The 21244-nt window shown below is 58.2% G+C and carries 22 protein-coding genes; 14 read left to right on the top strand and 8 right to left on the bottom strand.

Annotation, left to right across the window (positions count from 1 at the left end; genetic code table 11):
• Positions 1 to 922: 922 nt before the first annotated feature.
• The gene (gene parS, locus OKW29_RS36605; RefSeq protein ID WP_429294363.1) at positions 923 to 1438 is read right to left on the bottom strand and encodes a type II RES/Xre toxin-antitoxin system antitoxin; all 516 of its coding nucleotides are present in this window, start codon (positions 1436 to 1438) and stop codon (positions 923 to 925) included.
• Positions 1439 to 1678: 240 nt separating this feature from the next.
• Between parS and OKW29_RS36600 the strand changes: the two genes are divergently transcribed.
• From OKW29_RS36600 to OKW29_RS36585, 4 genes are all read left to right on the top strand, one after another.
• On the top strand, positions 1679 to 2074 hold the full coding sequence (locus OKW29_RS36600; protein WP_429294362.1) for a hypothetical protein: 396 nt from the start codon (positions 1679 to 1681) through the stop codon (positions 2072 to 2074).
• 96 nt (positions 2075 to 2170) lie between these two features.
• Complete coding sequence (locus tag OKW29_RS36595; RefSeq protein ID WP_429294361.1) at positions 2171 to 2419, top strand: hypothetical protein; 249 nt, start codon at positions 2171 to 2173, stop codon at positions 2417 to 2419.
• A 190-nt stretch (positions 2420 to 2609) separates the two neighbouring features.
• A complete protein-coding gene (locus tag OKW29_RS36590; protein ID WP_429294360.1) occupies positions 2610 to 3299 on the top strand; it encodes an antitoxin Xre/MbcA/ParS toxin-binding domain-containing protein in 690 nt (229 codons plus the stop codon).
• A gap of 224 nt (positions 3300 to 3523) precedes the next feature.
• Positions 3524 to 3922 (top strand): hypothetical protein, encoded by a 399-nt coding sequence (locus OKW29_RS36585; RefSeq protein WP_429294359.1) that lies wholly within the window; start codon positions 3524 to 3526, stop codon positions 3920 to 3922.
• 594 nt (positions 3923 to 4516) lie between these two features.
• Here OKW29_RS36585 and OKW29_RS36580 read toward each other — a convergent pair.
• The 3 genes from OKW29_RS36580 to OKW29_RS36570 form a co-directional block, all read right to left on the bottom strand.
• Positions 4517 to 5782 (bottom strand): IS256 family transposase, encoded by a 1266-nt coding sequence (locus OKW29_RS36580; RefSeq protein WP_429294358.1) that lies wholly within the window; start codon positions 5780 to 5782, stop codon positions 4517 to 4519.
• A 70-nt stretch (positions 5783 to 5852) separates the two neighbouring features.
• Entirely contained in the window at positions 5853 to 6866 is a 1014-nt protein-coding gene (locus tag OKW29_RS36575; protein WP_429294357.1) for an HNH endonuclease, read from the bottom strand.
• Positions 6863 to 7252, bottom strand: a complete 390-nt coding sequence (locus tag OKW29_RS36570; RefSeq protein WP_429295000.1) for an HIT family protein — start codon at positions 7250 to 7252, stop codon at positions 6863 to 6865. The genes OKW29_RS36575 and OKW29_RS36570 overlap by 4 nt, the downstream gene beginning before the upstream one ends.
• A gap of 333 nt (positions 7253 to 7585) precedes the next feature.
• On the opposite strand from OKW29_RS36570, the gene OKW29_RS36565 reads away from it, so the two are divergent.
• From OKW29_RS36565 to OKW29_RS36555, 3 genes are all read left to right on the top strand, one after another.
• Entirely contained in the window at positions 7586 to 8578 is a 993-nt protein-coding gene (locus OKW29_RS36565; RefSeq protein WP_429294356.1) for an IS5 family transposase, read from the top strand.
• A 360-nt stretch (positions 8579 to 8938) separates the two neighbouring features.
• Complete coding sequence (locus OKW29_RS36560; protein ID WP_429294355.1) at positions 8939 to 9382, top strand: hypothetical protein; 444 nt, start codon at positions 8939 to 8941, stop codon at positions 9380 to 9382.
• A gap of 191 nt (positions 9383 to 9573) precedes the next feature.
• Positions 9574 to 10374, top strand: coding sequence for a hypothetical protein (locus OKW29_RS36555; RefSeq protein ID WP_429294354.1), 801 nt, complete (start codon positions 9574 to 9576; stop codon positions 10372 to 10374).
• A 610-nt stretch (positions 10375 to 10984) separates the two neighbouring features.
• On the opposite strand, the gene OKW29_RS36550 is transcribed toward OKW29_RS36555, so the two are convergent.
• Together OKW29_RS36550 and OKW29_RS36545 are read right to left on the bottom strand one after the other, a co-directional pair.
• The gene (locus OKW29_RS36550) at positions 10985 to 11341 is read right to left on the bottom strand and encodes a hypothetical protein (protein WP_429294353.1); all 357 of its coding nucleotides are present in this window, start codon (positions 11339 to 11341) and stop codon (positions 10985 to 10987) included.
• A gap of 64 nt (positions 11342 to 11405) precedes the next feature.
• Positions 11406 to 11768 (bottom strand): hypothetical protein, encoded by a 363-nt coding sequence (locus OKW29_RS36545; RefSeq protein WP_429294352.1) that lies wholly within the window; start codon positions 11766 to 11768, stop codon positions 11406 to 11408.
• 363 nt (positions 11769 to 12131) lie between these two features.
• Here OKW29_RS36545 and OKW29_RS36540 point away from each other — a divergent pair, with 363 nt between their 5' ends.
• From OKW29_RS36540 to OKW29_RS36510, 7 genes are all read left to right on the top strand, one after another.
• Positions 12132 to 13040 carry an HNH endonuclease gene (locus OKW29_RS36540; protein ID WP_429294351.1) on the top strand — a complete coding sequence of 303 codons (909 nt, stop codon included), beginning with the start codon at positions 12132 to 12134 and terminating at the stop codon, positions 13038 to 13040.
• 116 nt (positions 13041 to 13156) lie between these two features.
• Complete coding sequence (locus OKW29_RS36535; protein WP_429294350.1) at positions 13157 to 13315, top strand: hypothetical protein; 159 nt, start codon at positions 13157 to 13159, stop codon at positions 13313 to 13315.
• Between the two features lie 17 nt (positions 13316 to 13332).
• Complete coding sequence (locus OKW29_RS36530; protein WP_429294349.1) at positions 13333 to 14028, top strand: hypothetical protein; 696 nt, start codon at positions 13333 to 13335, stop codon at positions 14026 to 14028.
• Positions 14029 to 14421: 393 nt separating this feature from the next.
• Positions 14422 to 14898, top strand: coding sequence for a hypothetical protein (locus OKW29_RS36525; RefSeq protein ID WP_429294348.1), 477 nt, complete (start codon positions 14422 to 14424; stop codon positions 14896 to 14898).
• Between the two features lie 847 nt (positions 14899 to 15745).
• Complete coding sequence (locus tag OKW29_RS36520; protein WP_429294347.1) at positions 15746 to 16336, top strand: hypothetical protein; 591 nt, start codon at positions 15746 to 15748, stop codon at positions 16334 to 16336.
• Positions 16296 to 17393 (top strand): hypothetical protein, encoded by a 1098-nt coding sequence (locus tag OKW29_RS36515; protein WP_429294346.1) that lies wholly within the window; start codon positions 16296 to 16298, stop codon positions 17391 to 17393. Before OKW29_RS36520 ends, OKW29_RS36515 begins: the two co-directional genes overlap by 41 nt.
• A complete protein-coding gene (locus tag OKW29_RS36510) occupies positions 17386 to 19935 on the top strand; it encodes a hypothetical protein (RefSeq protein WP_429294345.1) in 2550 nt (849 codons plus the stop codon). The genes OKW29_RS36515 and OKW29_RS36510 overlap by 8 nt, the downstream gene beginning before the upstream one ends.
• A gap of 28 nt (positions 19936 to 19963) precedes the next feature.
• Here OKW29_RS36510 and OKW29_RS36505 read toward each other — a convergent pair whose 3' ends face one another.
• Positions 19964 to 20086 carry a hypothetical protein gene (locus OKW29_RS36505; protein WP_429294344.1) on the bottom strand — a complete coding sequence of 41 codons (123 nt, stop codon included), beginning with the start codon at positions 20084 to 20086 and terminating at the stop codon, positions 19964 to 19966.
• 205 nt (positions 20087 to 20291) lie between these two features.
• Entirely contained in the window at positions 20292 to 20807 is a 516-nt protein-coding gene (locus tag OKW29_RS36500) for a transposase (protein WP_429294343.1), read from the bottom strand.
• Positions 20808 to 21244 lie beyond the last annotated feature (437 nt).

Genomic DNA, 21244 nt, shown 5'->3' with positions numbered 1-21244 from the left:
CGTTTGTCGATGTAGAAAAACAAAAATCGGCGGGAGGCCGGCTTTGAGAGGAGGGCTACAAAAACGTTGTAAAAACGCAAAACGAATAGCCGGAATTCCCCGCTGCGGCTTTTGCGCGTGCCCCGAAATTTGCCCCGAAGCCGGTGCGGCTGCAAATCCGGCCTTAAAGTCCGACCACTGAAACTGCAACACGTCTGGCAAGGGCACTACTGCCTCATCAATTATCATCCAATCTGCTGGCTCTGCTGCTGAGTATTAGCAGGTGCGTGGTTGTCGCCGGAGGCGGCCTGATCATCCTGTCGCCTTACCTCACATCCCTCATCGCAGACAAGGTGCTGGAGGTGGCCGGGCAAAGCCGGATCCACACCCTCTTCGATGTCAAAACCTTCGCGAACGGAGTCGGTCTCGACTAGTAGACGCTACGGGCTTCGATTCAGGGAACCGAATGGAATGCGGTAGGGGGATTTTAAAAAATAAATATCTGAAGCATCCAAAATGTTCACGCACGAATTTCGCCGCGCGGTCCAGGTCTGTGGTACCGGAGGATGAGCCGTTGCGAACCGGTGCCGCCGGGCAGGAAAAGGCACATTCAACAACCAACTTCCGCGCTCCGTTGGTAATGACGGCTTCACGGCGACTGTCCGAATTTGGACGCTTATCCAAACGTGGCGTGCGCAGTCCAACGAACCTTTAACTTCAACTTTCCCGCTCTCCAGTCGTGTCGGCGTCTACACGGCGAGTGACCGTGTACGGACACTTCCCCAAACGCGCCGCGCACAGTCCATCGAACGTTCGACTTCAACTTCTCCGCTCACCATTCGTGTTGGCGCCTACACGGCGAGTGTCCGTATACGGACACCTTCCGAGTGCGGCCACGCGCAACAATATTCTGGGTTTCCCCTCGCCCTGCCCAAGTGTTCCGTCAACAGTAGACCCCGTAGTCGATGCGCGTCAGAAACGACTTGACGAGTTTGGCACCTTCTGAGGTTTGAAGCAGGTCCAGCGGCCTTCTGCCAGCGAGTCCGAGGGCCGGGCTGACGAGCCACCGTTCTGCCGCGCGCTGAGAACCAAAAACGTCGATTGCGTGCTCGGTCGCCGCTGCGAGCCGGATGAGCCGGTCACTTGCGTTGCTATCGAGCGTCAGGTCAGAGTTCTTGCCACGTTGCAGCGTTCGCTCGCTCACACCGACGGTCTGGAGCACCTCCCTACGACGGACGATCTGGTAGGTTGCCGTGACGTCGCGGAGCAGTGCGACCGGAAGCCCCTTGATTACAATGTCGTGCGTCTGCAGTGGAGCTATGTCCGCAAGTTTCGAGATGGCTTCAGCGAACGGTTCCTCGGGACGCAACTCGCCATGCGCTGCAATCGTCAACTTGATCGCGATTAGCAGGCCGGCGAACGGCCCGCGCAGCTCCTTGGCCTCTCGGGTTTGGTTCATTTCAGACTCCCATTGCGCCGCGTGTCGCTAACATACGCCAGATGGCGCGCGCCCGCCAGATGGCGCTCTGCGCCATCTCCCTCCCCCGCCATCTTTTGGGGCGTGGCTTCGGCACGAAAGACCAAGCGACCGGACGCGACTGCATGAAGCACATAATCGCGTACACAATGCGCTGGCCGATTCCGATGCCTACCTGATACGGCTAGCGCGCATGGGTGAAACGACAAAAGGAGAAAACAATTGAGTCCTGAACTGGATGCCAAGCTGCGCGCCGACTACCCGCTGATCTTTGACATCACGGCCGCGGATGATCCCGACGCGCCGGCACTGCTGTCGTCCTTTGCAGCTTGGGGTTTCGAATGCGGGGATGGCTGGTATGACCTTATCGACGCGCTGTGCTGGAACCTGCAGCAAGCGACGAAGAACGGCGGACCTCAGGTCGTTGCCAGTCAGGTGAAGGAAAAATTCGGCGGGCTGCGCTTCTATGTCAGCGCACCGAGCGAGGAACAGATCGGCATGATCGAACTCGCCGAAACCATGAGCGCCCGACTTTGTGAAATATGTGGAAATCGCGGTAAGCTGATTCAAACCAACTGGGTCAGGACTCGCTGTTCCGAACACGAAGGTGGAGACTGAAATGGGCTTGGAAACTGGAATCTTCTACGCACTTGGCATCGTGGTCGCCACAGGGTTCGGCCTCACGGGCTTTGCGCTCTGGCTCCGGGCAAGGAGATGAGCACCGGCACGAAGGCCACGATCCGTAATCAGGACCCGGAAGGCAAGCTTCCGGGCTGGCGTCTGTACGAAGAATTACCGGACGCCGATGACGTTGTCTATCTTGAGCTCGATGGTGTTAAAGCCGATGTCACGATGATCGAGGGCGTGTGGTCGCGTGCCGGCACCGTCCTGCTGCGGCTGCCCACGGTCACAACCCGACAGGTCGGCCTAGTACCCGCGGACTGGAAACACGACAACTCATAGTCCACGGCCCGGCACGAGGGCAGTCTTGAGCGCCTACGGCGATTGCCGCAGAAGACTGACGAGGATGCGTCAGAGGAACCATGAAGATCGAGCGCACACGGGTGCGCGTCGCCGTGGCCGCCCTCTTGGCCGGAGGCCCGTGGATTGAGTGGGCTAACCTGCGCGGACGCGCGGCTAGAGGCAGATAGAGATGCTCGAATATCGTGAAACGACTGTCCGTGAGGCATCCGCCTGCACCTGCGACCGCTGTGGTCGCCGGATGACCCCTAGGGACGCAGATGGCGAATGGCATGAGAAGCTTTCGCTCGCCTGGCGTGGGGGGGCCTACTCGACGTTCGGCGATCGCGCTGAACTGCGACTCGACCTGTGCCAGCACTGCCTGAAGGCCACCCTGGGCGAGTGGATCCGGATCACACACCGCGACCTGACCGACGACCTCTCCGATCTGCGCGGCTCGGTGGTGGCCGGAGCCGCGTCATCGCCCACGTCCGCCGTCGATGCTGCCTACTTCGATTCCCTTCGTGCATTTATCGAGGCCGCCAACGAGTTCGTTGAAAAAAGCGGATTGTCTCTCGAAGGTGGTAAGAGCACGAAGAAAACTAGGTCAATCACGGATCTGGGAAGCTCCTTGGCGTCTTCGGTCAGTGGTGTGCCTGTGGACGACATGAAAGCCTGGCGTGAAACCTCGAGCCAGGCGTGGCGGCTCCTGCGCCTCGCAACCTATGTCTGGGATGATGCGGCCGATGCCGACGAATGGATGCGCCATCCGCATCCCGAACTCGGCGGCAAGACGCCATATGAGGCTGCGGCGACTGACGCCGCAGGCGCCGAGTTGGTGGAAGCTATCTTGGGACGCCTCGTGCATGGGATCCCGATATGAGCAGCAGCCATCGCAATCACGCACTTCGTGGCTGGCCCGCGTGCTATGTTCTCGACCGCCCTCGGCGCATCGCCGACCAAAGGGGCCAGAGGAGCCATGACGCAGCGATTCCAGAACTGTGTCGGCAAGCTGTACATACCTCCCGAAGGATGTCACACGCCAAGCGTTTGCACTGTCGCGAGCTGATGCGGAGAAACTGACTTTCTTACGGAGACGTCGCCGAGTTGAGCCGCATCGAAGATGGAGCGTCCGTCGGGACTGAGGCGCTATTTAAGGTGCTCATGGGGTTCGGACTGGAAGTTCTTGTTATGAAGCGAGATGACGCTGGTCAAGCTCTTGAGGCTGCGGGCCATTCCGTCGACTGGTACGAAGTAATGGATCGGCGCTCGCCCCGGCGGAAGCAGCTTTCGCCCGCCCCATTGGTCATGGACAACACTACGCCGACGCTCTTCGTCGACTTCGATGGAACCCTGCACGTTGGCCATGCCTATATCGACGAACAGGATCGGGTAACGCTCGACACTGGCCGCACACTTCTCGAATTCGCGCCCCTGCTCGTTGAGTTGCTCGCGCCCTATGCGGCAGGTTACCGGCGGAGCGCGTCATCCTTACCTGCCGCCTGAACTGCAGCCGCGCGTCGTTGGCACGACCAGCCACATCAAGCCCCAACGTAGCTACTTGCTCGACGGCACAGAGCGTACCCATGTCATCTGCAGCTACATATACGGAAGACGGCGGAAGCATTGGCTGGCAATTGACGACGCCGTGTTCGGTGCAGAGCAATTCGGACGCGAGCCGGGAGAGAGAGCTGACTGACCACTTCCTGCTTCTCGATTCATCCATTGGAATTGCCGACGGAGAACGCCCTCTGCCTTATTGCGAAATGGCTTACTAACGTACATACCACGCGAGATAGCAGTACGAAGCGTCCGATGTCGGAATGTCCGAGCGCCGGTGCGTGTCCGAAAGTCTCTTCATGGCTCATTCGTCGCCAGCCGCGTCCCCCTCACTTTCCAGGATAAAGAGCCCGCAGCCCCTGTTTTCGCTACCCGATCCTAAATAACTAGGCGTTCAAAAGGACAAGATAGTCCTGAGTTACCGGCTCGTAGCTCGTGGCGGACAGCCAAGCTCGACCTCCTGCGGTATTAGCGGCCGTATAGCCCCAGGCTGGAGCTAGCGTCAAGACTGGTGTATAGGCAATTTGATGAGCAGGGACTTCAGGCGGCGAGTTTCTGCTGAACCGGTTGATCGTCTTTCACCGGTTCGCCATCCCTGAAGGCAATGCCTTCCAGCAACAGCTTGATCTTTTCGGGCCCGTTGACGCGGCGCCAGGTTTTCTCGGCTTCCTCGATCAGCTTGAATGCCAGACCAAGGAAGGTTGGTCGCGACACACAGTTGCGCGTGCGCGTCGTACGGTGTCGCACCGTCGCGAACGTCGACTCAATCGCATTCGTGGTCCGCAAATGCTGCCAGTGCTCAGCCGGGAAGTCGTAAAACGCCAGCAGGCTTTCCCGGTCCTTCTTCAACGTTGCCGTTGCCTTCGGATATTTCGCCGCGTAGACCGTCACGAAACGATCAAACGCGGCATACGCGTCGGCGCGCGTGGCGGCCATCCAGATCGCCTGCAGATCTGCCTTAGCTCTGCCTTGCTGCGACTTCGGCAGCATGTTCAGGACGTTGCCCATCTTGTGGAACCAGCAGCGCTGGCCGCGCGTTGCAGGAAACACTTCCTCCAGTGCGGCCCAGAAGCCCATCGCGCCATCGCCGACGGCAAGCAGCGGCCCAGCCTGCAGGCCTCTCGATTTCAGGTCGAGCAGCAACTCCTGCCATGACGCCTTCGACTCGCGATACCCGTCACCGATCGCCACACGCTCCTTGCGTCCATCCGGCCTCACGCCGATGATCACCAGCAGACATTGACCGTCCGAGTTCTCGCTGCGCAGCCCGGTGTGAATGCCGTCGACCCACCAATATACGTAGCGCGATTTCGACAGATCGCGTCGGCTCCAGCTCGCATGCTCGTCGGCCCACTGCGCCTTCAGACGGCTCACCACATTGGCCGACAGGCCTTTGGCGTCGTCACCGAGCAACACGCTCAGCGCTTCGCTCATGTCGCCCGTGGAGATGCCTTTCAGATAAAGCCATGGCAGCGCGGCACTCACGCGCGGCGACTTCCTCACATACGGCGGCACAATCGACGAATTGAACTTCACACCTGATCCTGAGCGATCGCGAACCTTCGGCACCTTCACGGCAATCGGGCCGGCCGCCGTCAACACCTCGCGCTCCGGCAAATAGCCGTTGCGCACCACGGCGCGCTGCCCATGCAGGGTCTTGACGTTCTCGAACCGCTCCAGCAGCGACGCGAGCTCCGCTTCGATCGCCTGCTGGATCACCTGCCGCGCTCCATGACGCACCAACTCGTCCAGTCCCAGACCGACTTCCGATAGACCTACAACCGCTTTTTCCGTAAACTTCTTCATGGTGGATGGTTTGTTGTTTGCTGGGTTCCGACTTCGACAATCAGATTCTCAGCTAAAACCTCCACCGCCTTCAATCTCCCGCGTCAACTCCCCGTACACCAGAATCGAGCTTAGCTCCCCAGGCTGCGACTCGATTTGCCGTGACCCTATCGTTGGCCATGCCCGCCAAAGCCCCGATTTCGCTGAGATCATCAGATTTAGTGGTCAGCCTTTTAAGCCACTTTTCAAGGTGAGACTTCGCCGCGAGTGTGTCGGACTTACTTCGATTGCATGCGGGATGTGCAAGCACGAGATTGTGCGCATGGTCCCTCGGATAAAGCGAGAACGGGACAAAATGATCGACGTCTGCGCCGGCAAGGTTGCCCCCACAGTAGAAGCACCGGTGACCGTCGAGCTTGCGCAGCTCCGCACCGACGATGGCCAGAGACTGTCGCGAAGCTGAAAACAGAAAGTCTTCCAGATCACCAGCGTCGCCGAGGATCGAGTGGTTCCGCCGGTTACTCTTGATGTGATCCACCCAATGCGTGCGAGAAAGCTGTTGTACCAGCGTATAAAAGCGCCGAAGGCAGTAGGCAACGCCGGGTTTCAGCACGATCCCACCGTGGCCTGACCGCTCGTAAAGGAACGTGTCGGTGACTCCGCCGAAGTTTTGCAGATAGTTCAATGGCTGTGCGGAGACAACGGCAGCCACCTTAGTCAGCAATGCGGCATAGCCTGGGTCCGTACGAGCCTGCTGGATGGTAATTCCGGGCGTCGACGCCCGGTACTGGCAGATAGCAGTCAACACCGCTGCTTGGTCCCCGAGATTCTGAACGAGCACTCCAGGCTGCGTATCCGTGCGACCAGTTCCATAGGGAGTGGAGTGCCGCCAGTAAAGTTGAATAAAGCGATCCGCAATCTGCCGATTGGTCAGGGTCAGCTCCGCGCCTTCATCCGGTCCGCCCTCGACAGCGAGGTCGGCGAGCGAGATGAGCAGCGCGAACTTGTAGGTCGCAGTAAAGTCGCCTTCGGCAAAGAGCCGTTGCAGCTTGGCTAGGAATGACAACTGCGCTTCGGCGGATGGCGGAGGAGCAGCCCCGCTCAACGTCGCTTGCTCCAGTAGTCAGCCTTTTCAGGGATGACCCATCGCACGCCGCCACGCGGGTCTGGGAGGTCGCCCTTGAAACGAGGTATCAGGTGAATGTGAAGGTGGGGCACTGTCTGGCCCGCGGCAACACCATCATTAATGCCAATGTTGTACGCATCAGGCCGATATTCCCTGTCCAGTAGGCCTTTTGCGCGGTCAATTAGAGAGAAAAGCTGTTCGCGCTCCGACGTCGACAATTCAAACAAGGAACTCACGTGCCGGCTGGACACAATCAGAGTATGCCCCGGTGACACAGGGTACGCGTCGCGCACCGCGGACCCCGCCTCGTTATGGTCCACGATCCTTTCAACCGGCAGTTCACAAAACGGGCACTGAGATGGCATGTTGAGCTTAGAGGATGGTGCGTACTGGGATTCTCTCACGTCAATAGCATCTGGCAGTTTTTGCGCAGCTACGCGGCGGCCGATAGTCGCCGATCCTGGGCCCCCATGTCCGGCTCAGTACAACCCGGAGCCGCCATTCAATGCGCTAAGTCGAATGACCACTTGGCAGCGGTAGCGTCGCCGGCACCGACTGGCGAACTTCGGGTCACGGCCGTGTTTCGGACGTTCGTGTTAATTGAGCACTAGGGAAACGCTGATTAATGGAGCTCGGCGGTCATCGCTCACGTAGCCGAAGGCGTTATAGAAGGCAGCTCACAGAACGGACTCACGAGGATGAAGAGGCAGATCGGCTTCGCGGAAGCGGAAATTGCAGGCAAGAAGCGCGTGACGAGGCGCCAACGCTTCCTGGCGGAGATGGAGCAGATTGTGCCGTGGCAGCGTTTGCTGTCTGCAATCGAACCGGATTACCCGAAGGGCACGCGAGGCCGTCCGCCGATTGGCCTGGAGCGAATGCTGCGGATCTATTTCCTGCAACAGTGGTACGGGCTGTCGGACGAAGGGCTGGAAGACGCGCTGTATGACAGCATTGCGCTGCGCGCCTTCGCCGGCATCGATCTGGCAGTCGAGAACGTTCCGGATGCGACCACGCTGCTGAAATTCCGGCGCCTGTTGATCGAGCACGAACTGACACGGAAGCTGTTCGACGAGATCGGTATCTCGCTGTGTGAGCGTGGACTGATGATGAAGGAAGGCACGCTGGTTGATGCGACGATCATCGAAGCGCCACCGTCGACCAAGAACGCCGGGAAGAGCCGTGACCCGGAGATGCATCAAACGAAGAAGGGAAACGAATGGCACTTTGGGATGAAAGCCCACGTTGGCGTGGACGCCGATTCGGGCTTGGTCCACAGTGTGGTTGGCACGGCGGCCAACGTGTCGGATGTGTCGCAAGCCCATTTGCTGCTGCACGGCCATGAAGAGGAAGCGTTCGCCGACGCAGGCTACATTGGTGTAGACAAGCGTGATGAAATGAAAGGCAAGGCAGTAAATTGGCACGTCGCTGCCAAGCGCGGAAAGATCAAGGCGATGCAGGACGGGCCGCTGAAGGACCTGGTGACTGCGCTTGAGCGAACCAAGGCGCAAATCCGTTCGCGCGTTGAGCATCCGTTCCATATCGTCAAGAACCTGTTTCACCATCGCAAAACCCGATACAAGGGCTTGGCCAAGAACACGGCGCAACTGTTCAGCTTGTTCGCTCTGGCGAATCTGGTGACTGCGCGAAATCTGTTGCGATCGGTTCATGGGAGCAATCCGTCATGCGTATGAAAAATGAGAGAAGAGGGGCTCGTTTGCGAGCCAGATTCACCGAAATGAGCGTCGATTCGATTCGTTATCCAGAAAATTTGACGCGTCTTGATCTGCAAGCCGATCCGACAGTTCATTAATCAGCGTTTCCCTAGGTCCGCCTCGCTTCTCCGCAGCGTTGGCGCCTCGGTCGGTGAACCACGCGATCTTTAGTGCCCGCAGGCCTGGTGGCTGTGATTGCGGCACGACCCGTGCAAATGAGCCCGGACGACGCGGACGAAGAGGCTGAGGAACCAGACCGGGCTTCCGCCCGTGCTTAGCCTCTTGCAGATTCTGAAAAGTTACTTTACAGTCCACTCTATAGTAACTGTGGAGCACCTCATGGAAATCGTCACCGTACAGCTGAGCCTTGACACGATTCGCCGCCTGCAGGAAAAGTCGGCCCTTCCCGCCGTCGAGGGCCTCGAAGGTATCGTGAAACGCGTTCTCGACGAGCACGACAAGGCATACCCAAACGCAACGCCAAAGGCAGCACCCATCCCTCCACTCGCTGAACAAGGAACTTTCAAGACCTCCCGCGGGTTCGAGTTGCCCATCGGGCTGGAACTCTTCGCCGACTACAATGGCAAGCACCTGACCGCTAAGGTGACCCGCAGCGGCATCGAATACAAGGGAAAGGCCTACGAAGTCTCTCCTTCTGCGTTTAAGGCGAAGAAGGATTGCGGCGCGACCAATACAGCGGCGTCAACCAACGGCTGGAAATTCTGGATGTTCAAGAAGGATGGGCGCGCTGAATTCATCGACGCGCTCCGGCCCAAGGCCTAACTGCTCCGAACCACTGATCCGCAAGACCCGCGACAGGCGCACCATACCTGCCGCGCAAAAAATGGAAGTGCCTCTATGACGAGCCTCAAAGAAGAAGTCAAAGAAATCGTAGAGATCGTGGCTCCGGTGCCAGGCGGGCACACGGCAACATGCTTCAAGATGCTCCTTACCGTTGGCGTGAAGGGAGCCCTATGAAGATCACCAAAGGCGGTTTACTGTGGGTCCTGTCGTGGCTCGTTGCTCTGTATTTCGGTGTTGGCTTCATCGCGAAGGCAGCGTTCCCTCCGAGGACCGAGTTGCTTATCGGCGATGCCTTATTCGTCGGTCTTACGCTCTTCTTCTTGTTCCTGCCATTCTTCGACAAGATCAAGATCGGCTCATGGATCGAACTTGAACGCAAGGTCGAGGAAGCCAAGAAGGAAGCATTCGACGCAAAGGAGCAGCTCCGCGAGTTCAAGACCGAGGTACGGAACACCCTGGCCCTCGTGTCGACCAACCTCAACACGCAGCGGATGTCGACACAGCTCAATATCTACGGTTCCTTTGATCCCGAGAAGCTTCGCGACGCTCAAGCGAAGATCGCCGAGAAGCTCGATGCGAATGATCGATCGACTGTCGAGAGCTACGAAAACGCGGTCCGTGCGTCGCAGAATGGTGACACGCCGCTAATGCTCGCCAAGGTGCGCATCGACATCGAGCGGCTCCTACGGAAGATTGTTGGCGCAAGGCTGACTGCATCACAGGTTGCGACGAAGGACCCGATCAAGTTCGCGACCGCGCGCCAGCTCTTCGAGAGACTTGTCAATTCCGACGACAACTACGCGTACCTCGAAGAGCCATTCAGATACGTGAATAGCATCTGCAATGCAGCGTTGCATGCGCAGCCGGTGCCTCCGCAACAGGCGGATGAGGCGGTTCGCATGGGCGCCGAAATCATTGAGGTGTTGAGCAAGCACCCTGACGCGTCGAACGGAGAAGCTGCCCTCGCATGAAGGTCTTCGATCGAGACACGCCAGCGAACCGCGACAAATGGGTCTTCCCTGTCGACGAGGTCCACCTGCCATTGGTGGCTTCCCCAGAACAAACGGTCATTCGGAGACGATAGGGAACCATCCGCAACCAGTCTTAAGGCGGTCAATCAACACAATGCGTTGATCGACGGCTTCTGGCCGATTGGGTGAGGTCGCCAACGGCCGCTTTAAGGTGCTCCGGTTCGCAAATCCCTGATTCGACTGACTGCTTTGGAGAGGATCGTCTGACCGCAGTGGGTCGGGCTGAGTCCATCCGCGCTTCGAACTCATCGCCGCAAAGCGGTCATTGGTATTTCGCTTCCCGAAAGCGGCCGGTCGTCAACGCGCACTCCCGACCCGAAGGCGCCGGCCAGCGGGCGGACTGCCATCGTCCGGTGTCTTTGCACAAACCGTCATTCATGAACTGGGTAGCTGTCAGTAGGCGGCCCGTTGAATGAGTGTGCGGCGCATAGTGGCCCGTCCCTGCCCGATGTCCCCAGGAGAAAGGCAGTCCGTCCGTGCGGGGACGCTCTTTGCTGCGCGCAAGAGAAAGGCCGGCTCGCGCCGGCTCTCTTCTTCTGGCGAATCGCGCTTACCTGATCACCGGGTATTTGTAGCTGACAAGACCTGCCATGTCGGGCACGTCCAAGAACTGTACAGTCGGCAGGAAGATCCGCAGGATCCTGGTGTTGGAGGACAGGGCTTCCTGCTCGGCGAACTTGACGGCTTCCAGCGCCGCGCTCGCGATGACCGGTGTCGGCCCGTTGACCACCAGCGAGGAGCTGACCTCGCCGTGGCGCTCGTACTCGATGGTCACGTCCGTGATGGTCTGGTTCGCCTGCTGCTGGTGCGGGTGCAGCATCGCGTGCCGCGCGTGGCCCTGCACGTAGATGAAGATGATGGGCTGATGCAACTCTTTGGTGCCTCCCGGATATGTTGTTCGAATCATTCAAATCTCCTTTAAATCGTTGATGCTACCGGGCTGTCACCGGAAAGTCGAAATTGCCACAGACTTACTTCATCAGTACCGGGAAGGCGTTGCCCACGATGTCCTTCAGATCCTCGGGCGTCAGGAACTCGCACCCGTCGATCCAGGCTTGCGTGATCTTGCCCTTCTTGTTGGTCTGCCCTTCGGTCTGCGCTTGGTTGTAGGCAAGCACGCCCGCCTCGATTAGCGAATGGGGACTGCCCTTGTCCAGTTCGATCACGGTCGGCCAACCGGGCATCTCATAGGTAATGTCCACTGTGGCGACGCGCTCGCGCTTTGCGTCCGGCTGCGGATACAGGTAGAAGTAGATGGCGCCGCCGACCTCGTAGTGGAAGGTCAGGGTCTGGACCGGCGTCCCGCCGTCGGTGGGGTAATGCTGATTGGCCATGTAGGCGTCTCTGGATTGAATGAAAGCGACGATCCTACCCAATTACCCTCGTGAAGGCGACGGTAGCAAACCGCCCGACGTGCCGGAGCGACACCTTAGGTTGCTTATCTCGCAGGACCCAAGCCCCACTCCAAAAAGATTGACCGGTTCAAACTTTGCCAATGCGAAATGTCCAACCAGGAGGACGCAGTGGAGGTTAGGAAGCACACACTGTCTCACTCGAACCCTCGCGTCTGCACGGTTTCTTTCATGGAGTCTCGATCACGACTGGACGCACGGCTAACATCCCTCCATCGACCCGAGTTTGCATAGTGAAACAATCCCTGCATATACTGCGGGATCTCGAATCACCGCACGCGCCTTATGTCAGATTGGTTGGATTACTCGGGCAAAGAACCCAACGAGTTCGCGAAAGACGTCATTGCTGCACTCAGAGCGGAAGGCTTCGAAGTAGAGCCAACACCCAGAAAGACATATGGCAAGTCGATGACGGTCCGAATCACCTGGCGTGGCATTTACGTCGGGCAGATGAGAGAAGACCTTTGGGAAAACGATTTTGCCTGCCTTAACCGGTTTCCACATCCGACGCGCCGATCGGTTGCAAAGGCTCCAGTAGGCTTCGACAAGAACGTTTTTGCCCGCGAGCATCATTGTGATCCGGGGATGCTCGAAGTCCATGGCGACGGCAGTGGGTCGTACCTTTGGGTGCGCGACAAGACGACGGCGCTCGGCTTAATGCGTGACTGGGCCCGGACCATTGACGAGACTTTTTTCGGGCATACGGACGACGTTGGCGAGCAACAACTCGAGAACGACGTACGCTCGATCCTGCAGGACGAATCGAAGTCCCCGACAGAGCGCCTCGCTGAAGTGGCTGTCCGGCTGGGCCAAGGCAAATTTAGGACCGACCTCGAGCAGGAATTCGGCACCACGTGCGCCGTGACCGGATTGACCGTCGCGCCGGTGCTTCGAGCCTCCCATATCGTGCCGTGGCGAACGGCGAACCATGATGAGCGGCGCGATCCCAATAACGGGCTACTGTTGTCTGCCAACGTCGACGCACTGTTCGACCGATACCTGATTTCTTTCCGGCCAGACGGCGAAGTGATGTACTCCTCGTTCCTGAACGGTCACGACAAACGAAATCTCGGTCCCATCGGAAATCTTCTGGTACCGCCATCTGAGCTCCGCGCGGGTTATCTACGGCGGCACAACGAGGCGTTCGAGAAGCTGGAGCGCGAACGCCGGCGGTATGCGGGCACTGCGGACTGAGATACGGCAGATCCACCTCGGAAGGTTCTCGCTGAAGCCGGCCCGTCTCCCTGAAGCGGGCTTTCGCCTTCGCCTCTCCGCGGGCTACTATACGTACCGAATCCACGCGCTTGTTGATGAGTACCGATGTCAGTGAAATCGCCGTTGCCATGGAAGCCCTTTGGAAATCAATTGGAGGAGTTGAAACTGTAGAGGCGGTGACATCGCAGCAAAGAAGATTGCAAACACCGACTAAACGGCAGATGGTCTTCGCTCGTTTTTCCGGAATCCATTAACGTGATGCAGAAAAATCTTGACATACCTTATCGATCAGGAAGCGCAAACGCGAATCGCAAAGCTAATCGATAGCGCTGTGGAGCAGGTCCTTGGCGAAATTGCGAGCCACGGAAATGAAGAGGGAATGACAACTGCGCTGGGGCATTCGCTAATGAAGCAGCATATCCGAGAATCGGATTTGCGAGTTGATCTTAAATATCGGCAACATAACAAATACACGGAGGAGGGGCACTCCGGAGCAGACGGCGGCTTTCTTGTGCGCGTGGTGACTCCAAACGGGACCGTGGAGAAAGCAGCGCTCTTTCAAGCCAAATTGATCGGAGGCTTTGGCGACGTCCGCAGACTTACGATGTCAATGTCCGAGGCGAAGCGGTTGCAGGACCAATCGCAAGATATGTTGCGCCACACTGACGATGCCGTAGCGATCTTCTATACGCACAAAAATATCTACGTGGTCGATGCGAAGGATTACAGCGGCAGTGCAACTTCTAAGGCGCCCCTGTCTCAGGAGCATCGCCTAATTACGCTGGGAACATACTTGGGCAAATGGATGCCTCGGTGTTCGAAAGGAGACACAGATCCCGACTTCGTAACACGCGCTAGGCACGTGGACGGATTCAAACACGGACTATCTCTAAATGTCATATCTCAACGGCCGTCGGTGCCTTGGGAACAAGACCGAGCGGAGAAGGCGTGGCGGCACAAAGCATAGATGCGGCATGGGAGTGCTGACGCGTGATAACTTTCCCCCAATTCAGGCCCGTATGTGAGTTGATCACATTCGACACCCTGTCCATCGTGGCGCCACCATAGCGAGCATCCCAAGGGCTCTACGACTTCGCAGAAGGCCGCTCCGAAGGCGAAACGGCCGCCCAGACGTCGACATTTCGAGGCAGGCGTATGTCTGTTCGTGGCCGTGCTGAGTCCGACAGCGTCCGGCTCAGTTCGACCGTTATCGGCCGGTTAGCGAACCACGTGCCGAGCGTCAAGTTCCGAAGCACAGCCGTCATCATCCCGCACCCGTGGCACAATAACTCACCATCTGGATATGGGCCAAGTTGGGCTGTAAACAATCACCCCCTGTGCCATCCTAAAAGAATTAGTCATGAAGAAAGGTATGCCAGAAAGGCTTTGGAAGAACAGCCTCGGAAAGTTCATTTACACATTTGCGCACTTGGAGGCGCAGTTATTTCTGATCTGCGTGTGCTTCATGGAACTTGAAGAAATAAAAAACCTCACTTTTTCAAAGAGGGTGGACAAGGCGATCGGCTTTCTGAGAAGACAGTTTTCCGAGCAAGCTCATCCTCTGATCGATGCCTTAATAAATGCCAGAAGGCTGGCCCAATTCCGCAACGACGTTGTACACAATCCAGTGTTCAATTGGGTCAGACTTGATAAGCACGCTGGATTGGACTACCAACCGGGATGCATCATGGTCACGGGTGCTACTTCCGCCGACATCCACCTTAATGAGCTAAGGATTAGGACAGCCGAACTGATTTCACTCTCGAAAGAAATTTCTAACCAAGATCGTTTGCTCAAACTTCATGAGCTTGCCCGGCCACCGAAACGCCGAATCTAACGAACGGTCCTTATGCCTTCTAGCTGGAGTTATCCGAAAACACTGCCGTCTTTTCGATCTGGGGCCAGTCAAGCCGGCGGACCACTGAGCACGCCTATATCACGTATTGTCACCTCTTGATCGTCAACCGCCAAACTCCTGACGTCGAGCGCATCCCGTGCCAGTGTTTGCAAAATATCGATGACACGATGCTGAATCTCGCATTTCAACGACCGCTTGCGATTTGGAACTGCCGCCTGAACGTCATGGCGACGCAGAAAACGAAGGTCGCCTTCTGGCCGATTACTGCCCACCGCAGGCGCCGCGCCAGTACCGGCGACGCCTGCTCATGCACATGGTGCAGCTCGCGATACGCCAGATGAAACGTAAGCGTGGCGCCAGCCTTGCAATTTCCGACTTCCCTTTAGCGCAAGCTCGTAGCAGGGCCAGATCTCGGTCAGACGAGCGGCAAGATACTTGTCGCGAGGCCTAGGTCTTACAATCGGGACCTGGTCCGCGCACAGCGATGCTTCGCCAAGTCTGCCCCGGGACAGAACGGAGCAGGAGATGTGCCCATCGTGGTTACTCACCATCGCGACGCATAACGCTCTTTAGAAGCATGATCGTTTAGATCGTGGCGCCCGCCTCCCCGCGAGCTAAATACAGACATCCTCCGTCCGAGACGCCGAGTCTCGTAACGCTCAACCCGCAGCTTCGTGTGCGCCCATCCGTCCTTTAGAATTCACAAGGTCTGCCGATAGCGTAGAAGAATCCGGCGACTCGACGATTACGCAAACAGAATCGAGCCGCTGTGCATGCCACGCCATTGCGCCCCCCAAATAAAAAATGGCCACCAAGCGAGAGAGAATTGAAAGTCGACACCGCGTGGATTGAACCTCCGTACTCCATCGGCGGATTGGATCACCTCGGCGCACAGGCGCCGTGCGTCCTTATTTACGGCCAGCTATTGCCGGGTATCACGAACGTTACTGACCGGGCGCGCTATTACTCCTTCTATCCGTGGCTCATATGGTCGCTCGCTCAACGCTTTCCGAATGACGAGGACGAGACATCGTTCGTCGAACGTTTTCGGCGGGCCGACTGCCTGTTCACGCTGATCGCCGAACACCACGCGCAATGCACCGACAAGATCAGCGAGCGCCACGGCGCAGCGATGGTCGGTCGACAGAAGCTGGTCAGCGCGGTTCAACGAGCGCTCGACGGTGAGACACTGAAGCTCGTCAGGTTCACCGCCAACGACTCCGAAGACCGTTACTTCATGAATCGCATGGGTGGACTTTCGCAGTATTACGCGGGAACGCTCGCCGACTTGCGCATGCTGGACGGCGGCAGAAAGCCGTGGTTTCGATTCACCAAGGAAAGTCGGCAAGCCAATTGCCGAAGCGTTCGATGCGTCGGTGCCGGCAGACCTTTTCTGGAACATCCTCGAGCGTGGTGAGGTCGCTGACGCCTGCCTCCGGCAGCTCCATGCCTTTTGCCCGTGTCATCTTCGAAACGCGGGATCGCGCGAGCGCGAGCAGCTTACCGACATCTATTTCGACCGGCAGCGCGAGTACGGCGAAGAAGGCACTCAGCGCAAGCGTTCGTTGGCACTGATCCAGCGTCTCATCGACAATCTGCCGCCCGGTATCGAGTTTTCCGAAAACGTATTCCGCGCCGCCGTGTATGGCAACGCGCTGCCTGGCGCGACGGGCTGGAACATCCCGGCCGATCTAGCGTCCACGCGTGAGAACTGGGCCGTCTACGTCCGCAACGATCTGCTATCGGTCGCGGTTCAGACGATCTTCGCGCTCGCCTTGAACAAGTTGTCCCCGCAGACCGCGGGCGAGCGCTACGTGTGCGACACGGTCGAGGCTTTCGCGAAGGAATTCGAGGAATCGGACCACGTGGCCGGCTTCATTGCCGACACGGGCTGTGCGACGTTTGGAGCGTGGCTCTCAAACATCGAATCGGCATTGCCAGCGCTGGGCGAGTGGTCCGCGGAGGGTCACGAGATGCCGCTGGCTCAAAACATGGTGTCGTCCTGGGGGCGCGCAAGCGACGCTGCGTTGCTTGCGTCGGCCATGCGGGTGCTCGCGATCCTCGCCATTCGCGACGATTTGAATCGCGTGCCCTATGAGGGGCTCGCGATCACACCACAAGCGCTACAGGATTACCCCATCAATCTCTACACGTTCCGGCGCAAAGCCGCGGCGTGGCGCGAGATGCCACCGGGTGACGTAGTCTACGACGTCGTTTCGTGGTGCATGAATACGCATTTGCGCGTGTCGCTGCGCAAACTTCATCGCACGAGTTCGGCGACGTTTCGCTTCCGCCCTTCCGAGCGCGGTTTGCAACTGACGGATGGAAACATACCCGCGCCGTCCAATACCACGCCGCGCTTTCGTCAGGCGTTCCAGATTTTGATGGACATAGGCGCGATCGTGCGCAATGACGACAAACAGACGTCGTTGAGCGCGGAAGGCAAGCAGTTGATGGAGGCCGTCAGTGCCTGATTCGATTTCCCTTTTGAATGTCATCAAGCAAGGCGGCTTCGACGCATCGCTGATCACCACGTTCAACGCGAGTCTGCCCTTCTACGAGGAGGTCGTGCTGCGTCGTCTGGTTGCGGCCGGCTGCCAGCAGAACATCGTCTTGATGGATCACGCGCAATGCAGTTTGAGCTGGCAATCCGAAGCGACCCGACCGAGGCTTGCAGGCACGGCGTATTCGCTCGTGCCGGTAAGCGTGACCGGGGCGTTCCATCCGAAGGTCTGCATTCTGGCCGGCAAAAAGAAGGCGGCGGTTCTCGTCGGCAGCCACAATCTGACGCTGTCGGGCTTTGGCTACAACCGGGAGATCACGAACTGGGTACACGTGACCGACCGTAAGGATCTGGACGGCACCGCGTTGCTGGACTCGGTGTGGCAAATGGTGCGCGAATGGATCGAACTCGGACGCGAGCTTGTGCCGCCCTCCTTGATCGAAGCTGTGCTTTCCTTCTCCAAAAGCGTGGCGCCGCTGTCGTCGCCGGGCGCGGCAACGACGACCGTCGCGTTACATCAACGCCCGGGAGGAGCCTCGCTCATCGAGCAGGTCGGCGCGCGCGTTAAAGGCGAAGTTCGCAGGATCGGAGTAACCGGCGCGTTCTTTGATAGCGACCTGGCTTTCGTCGCACATCTGCACGAACGCTGGCCGCAGGCCGACGTGGTCGTCGCGATCGATCCGGAAACCGTGCATTTGCCAAGCATGCGTGAAGTGCAGGCGCGTTTCGTGGACGCGAGACTTCTCTGGACGACCGCTGGCAATCGCGGCGACAAGTACCTGCACGCGAAGGCGCTTTACATCGAGCAGACGCATGACGATGGGAACGCACTCATCTCCGGAAGCGCCAACCCCAGCCGTCCCGCGTGGATGGGCAATCGAAACAGCGCGAATGTCGAAGCCGTGGTGATGCGCATGGGCCCCGACGCGCAGGCCACGGCGGTAGCGCTGGGTTTGTGCGGCATGTTCGCGCTGCCAGCGCTTTCGGCCAGCGAGCTCGAGGCCACGGCTGCACGAAGTGTCGCCGAAATACGCGCGACCGAGTCCGCCGAGCGCTTCTGGATAGGTGTGGCGGCAAGCCCCAACGAACTGCGAATCGCGACGCCTTGCCCGGCCATCGAGCTTGGCAGTGCCAGTCTGTTGAGCGACAGTCTGGACGTAATCCAAGCGAATATCGCCGTCACTCGGACGGGAGCCGTTCTGAGCGTGCCCGTGTCGGTCGACATGAAGCTGGCCCGCGCGTGCGACTTGTTCCTGGGTAACGAGCGCGTGGCAAGGGCGATGATCGCGCACCCGCATTTGCTGACGGCGGCGACGCAATCGTCGCATCGTCAAGTTCGTGATGCGCTCGGTGCATTGGACCCGTCCGGTGAGACGATTTCGGAGATGCTCAAGGCGGTCGAAGATGCGATCTTCGAACCAGCCGCCGAAGAAGACGTGCAAAACGAAGTGCGATCGCGGCGTGGATCGGCGCAAGCCGACACAGCGAGTGGCGGCCGCCCCGACACGTTCGAAATCAGCGTCAGCGAGCTTCGTAAGGCCGGGAAACGCCGCCGTCTGGTCGAATCCGCCGATATTGTCACGCTGATCGACCTGCTGACCCGCAAAATCGGCGAAGAGCTACAGACGCAGGCGACCGTGCCTGTTGACAGCTCAGGCCGAACCGAGGAAGAACAGGTCAATCAGGACGACGACCCGGAGCAATTGGACGACACGCCGTACGTCGACGCTCAGGCTGAGGCCCTTCGAGACGCCGAGATCGCTCGGCGGGTCGCCAGAAAAGTGACGAACCTCATTAACCGGATGCTCCTCAAGCTGACGAAGGCCGACCAACCCGACACCAAGACACGCGCGCTCGTTCAACTCATCGCCGTACTTTCGCTCCTGAAAGAGCTGGTGCGTATCGAGCGCTTGCCCCGTTGGCGAATGGCGCGCGAGTTCCTCGTTCCCGAGGCCGATCGCCGTCGCTTGCTAGACGAATCCGTGCGGTGTTTGTTCAATTCCAGAATGCGGCTCATCGACACGCTGACGGATGACACCCACGCAGAAACCGAGGAAGCGATTCAGCTTCGTGTGTTGCTGTTGTGGCTGGCATGGAATATCGGCGACAAGGTTCCGGAATCGTCAGTAGACGCGTTCGACCCGAACGGTCAGAACGAACAGTTGCGCGCAAAGGCGATGTTCCTCGCCCTCGCGCCCCCTGTTGCCGACGACGACGACGCAAGCGACGAACTCAGGCGCTACACCGCGGCGACGCTTCGTCCCAATCCTTTGGACGCCGCACGCGCGGACAGATGGATTCGGCTCACCAACGAGTTTGGCCGGTTCTGGAGCAGGAACTTGTCCGATGCGCCGCGAATCGAGGTGGGCGGTTGCTGTATCGTGGGAGACGGCAGCTATCCTCGCGTCGTCGCTGAAGTCCAAGGTGAACTGGTCGGTTTCTGGGACTTCGGGTCCATCCGGTCGTTCAAACAAGACTTCGTTATGGCGGTTCAGCCGGAAGCGGTGTCCTGACACTCCGCCGCAGAATCGGTCATCGACCTCAAACTGTCTTCCGATCGAGGAAATTGAGCAACAGCGGTCCGACGAGCTTGTATTCCAGCGCGAAATGCCCGGTGTAGAGCACGTGCAACTTCGCATCGGGCAAATCGCGCACAGCCGCCACCCCGGCTACTCTTGCGCTTCGCGCACTCTTACCGTCGCCCGTGCATCTCGAAGATATAACCGATACCCTCTCGGATCGGGGCCGCAGTGTCGCCTTAGTATCCACGATGGCGAAACTGGACTGCTCGTGTCCTAGGAGAACCAGTCAGACGGTTATTCCAGTTCATCGTCCTTACCGCGCCGAGCACGTAAATGTAACTACACTCTCACTCAAGCTCATCTGCCCAATCTTGCAAGAATGTTGATGCCCCATCTGGTTGAGAAAAGTCAAGCATGAGGAAGGATGGGGAATGCACAGACAAAAATTTGAACAATTCGATGCGAACCCGAGCCATGATTTCAGGAGTCGCCCCTTCATTTATGTCGGCGCCAGCCGATTCAAATAATCCACAATGGTCTAACATCTCCTCGATGTCCCACGAATCGCAACTTCCTTGAACTCTATACCCATATACAATCTGGCCATCCTGCTCGAGAGGATATTGTTGCAAAGCACAGTTGCGGTCGTGCCACCGTAAGCCGATGGCCACAGCCTCTTGCAGGTCGTTTGAAAAATACCACGTTTCGTCGCCTGTTTCTTCGAGAATAGTGACCGCATAGGTTGCATTTCCATAATTGGCTCGATGTTTAAGCAACTCGTCTGGAGTGCGGCATATTGCGCTCTTTTTAGAGGGCGTTGGCGGGGGCACATCCGAAATCACATTGCCAATCAGCAAATTCATTTTAATTTCCTATCAACTAACAACCCGAATTGAGATAACTATTTCGTTATCCCATTGCGAGTGCCCTCGATGTAAAGTGCCTTCGTAGTCGACGAAGAGCGTCGGTGTGGGCGGATCCAGCGCGAGCTCTGCGCGCTTTTTCTGATTCAACACGATTGTTGCCCGGGCCGCGGCCCAAGATGTTCGATATGGTTCGCGAAATTTGTCGCCGGCCACGGCGTCTGACAGCGGCTCTGCTGCGTAGGTCCGATGGACCAAATTATCTCGGCGCCAGAGAAATCGCATATTCCTCTGGGAACTTTTTTTGACGACTCGCGAGCAACTCAGCGCTCGGCCGCCGGCGGCAAGCAGCAAGTGATCTCAATCATTTTCGAGATGTATGCGCCGCGAGTTGTTCGTATAGTACGTCGCAGAGCATGTGCGTACATCTCGTCGTG

The organism is Paraburkholderia sp. CI3, from assembly GCF_050436505.1.
In the GTDB taxonomy this organism is placed as follows: domain Bacteria; phylum Pseudomonadota; class Gammaproteobacteria; order Burkholderiales; family Burkholderiaceae; genus Paraburkholderia; species Paraburkholderia tuberum.
This window is presented reverse-complemented; position numbering and strand designations above follow the sequence as displayed.

Coding starts and splice junctions, on each gene's coding strand:
- OKW29_RS36500 (WP_429294343.1), bottom strand. CDS start 20,807: ATGAATTTGCTGATTGGCAATGTGATTTCGGATGTGCCCCCGCCAACG.
- OKW29_RS36545 (WP_429294352.1), bottom strand. CDS start 11,768: ATGGCCAATCAGCATTACCCCACCGACGGCGGGACGCCGGTCCAGACC.
- OKW29_RS36580 (WP_429294358.1), bottom strand. CDS start 5,782: ATGAAGAAGTTTACGGAAAAAGCGGTTGTAGGTCTATCGGAAGTCGGT.
- OKW29_RS36550 (WP_429294353.1), bottom strand. CDS start 11,341: ATGATTCGAACAACATATCCGGGAGGCACCAAAGAGTTGCATCAGCCC.
- OKW29_RS36565 (WP_429294356.1), top strand. CDS start 7,586: ATGAAGAGGCAGATCGGCTTCGCGGAAGCGGAAATTGCAGGCAAGAAG.
- OKW29_RS36535 (WP_429294350.1), top strand. CDS start 13,157: ATGAGTACCGATGTCAGTGAAATCGCCGTTGCCATGGAAGCCCTTTGG.
- OKW29_RS36595 (WP_429294361.1), top strand. CDS start 2,171: ATGAGCACCGGCACGAAGGCCACGATCCGTAATCAGGACCCGGAAGGC.
- parS (WP_429294363.1), bottom strand. CDS start 1,438: ATGAACCAAACCCGAGAGGCCAAGGAGCTGCGCGGGCCGTTCGCCGGC.
- OKW29_RS36590 (WP_429294360.1), top strand. CDS start 2,610: ATGCTCGAATATCGTGAAACGACTGTCCGTGAGGCATCCGCCTGCACC.
- OKW29_RS36540 (WP_429294351.1), top strand. CDS start 12,132: ATGTCAGATTGGTTGGATTACTCGGGCAAAGAACCCAACGAGTTCGCG.
- OKW29_RS36560 (WP_429294355.1), top strand. CDS start 8,939: ATGGAAATCGTCACCGTACAGCTGAGCCTTGACACGATTCGCCGCCTG.
- OKW29_RS36555 (WP_429294354.1), top strand. CDS start 9,574: ATGAAGATCACCAAAGGCGGTTTACTGTGGGTCCTGTCGTGGCTCGTT.
- OKW29_RS36570 (WP_429295000.1), bottom strand. CDS start 7,252: ATGCCATCTCAGTGCCCGTTTTGTGAACTGCCGGTTGAAAGGATCGTG.
- OKW29_RS36525 (WP_429294348.1), top strand. CDS start 14,422: ATGAAGAAAGGTATGCCAGAAAGGCTTTGGAAGAACAGCCTCGGAAAG.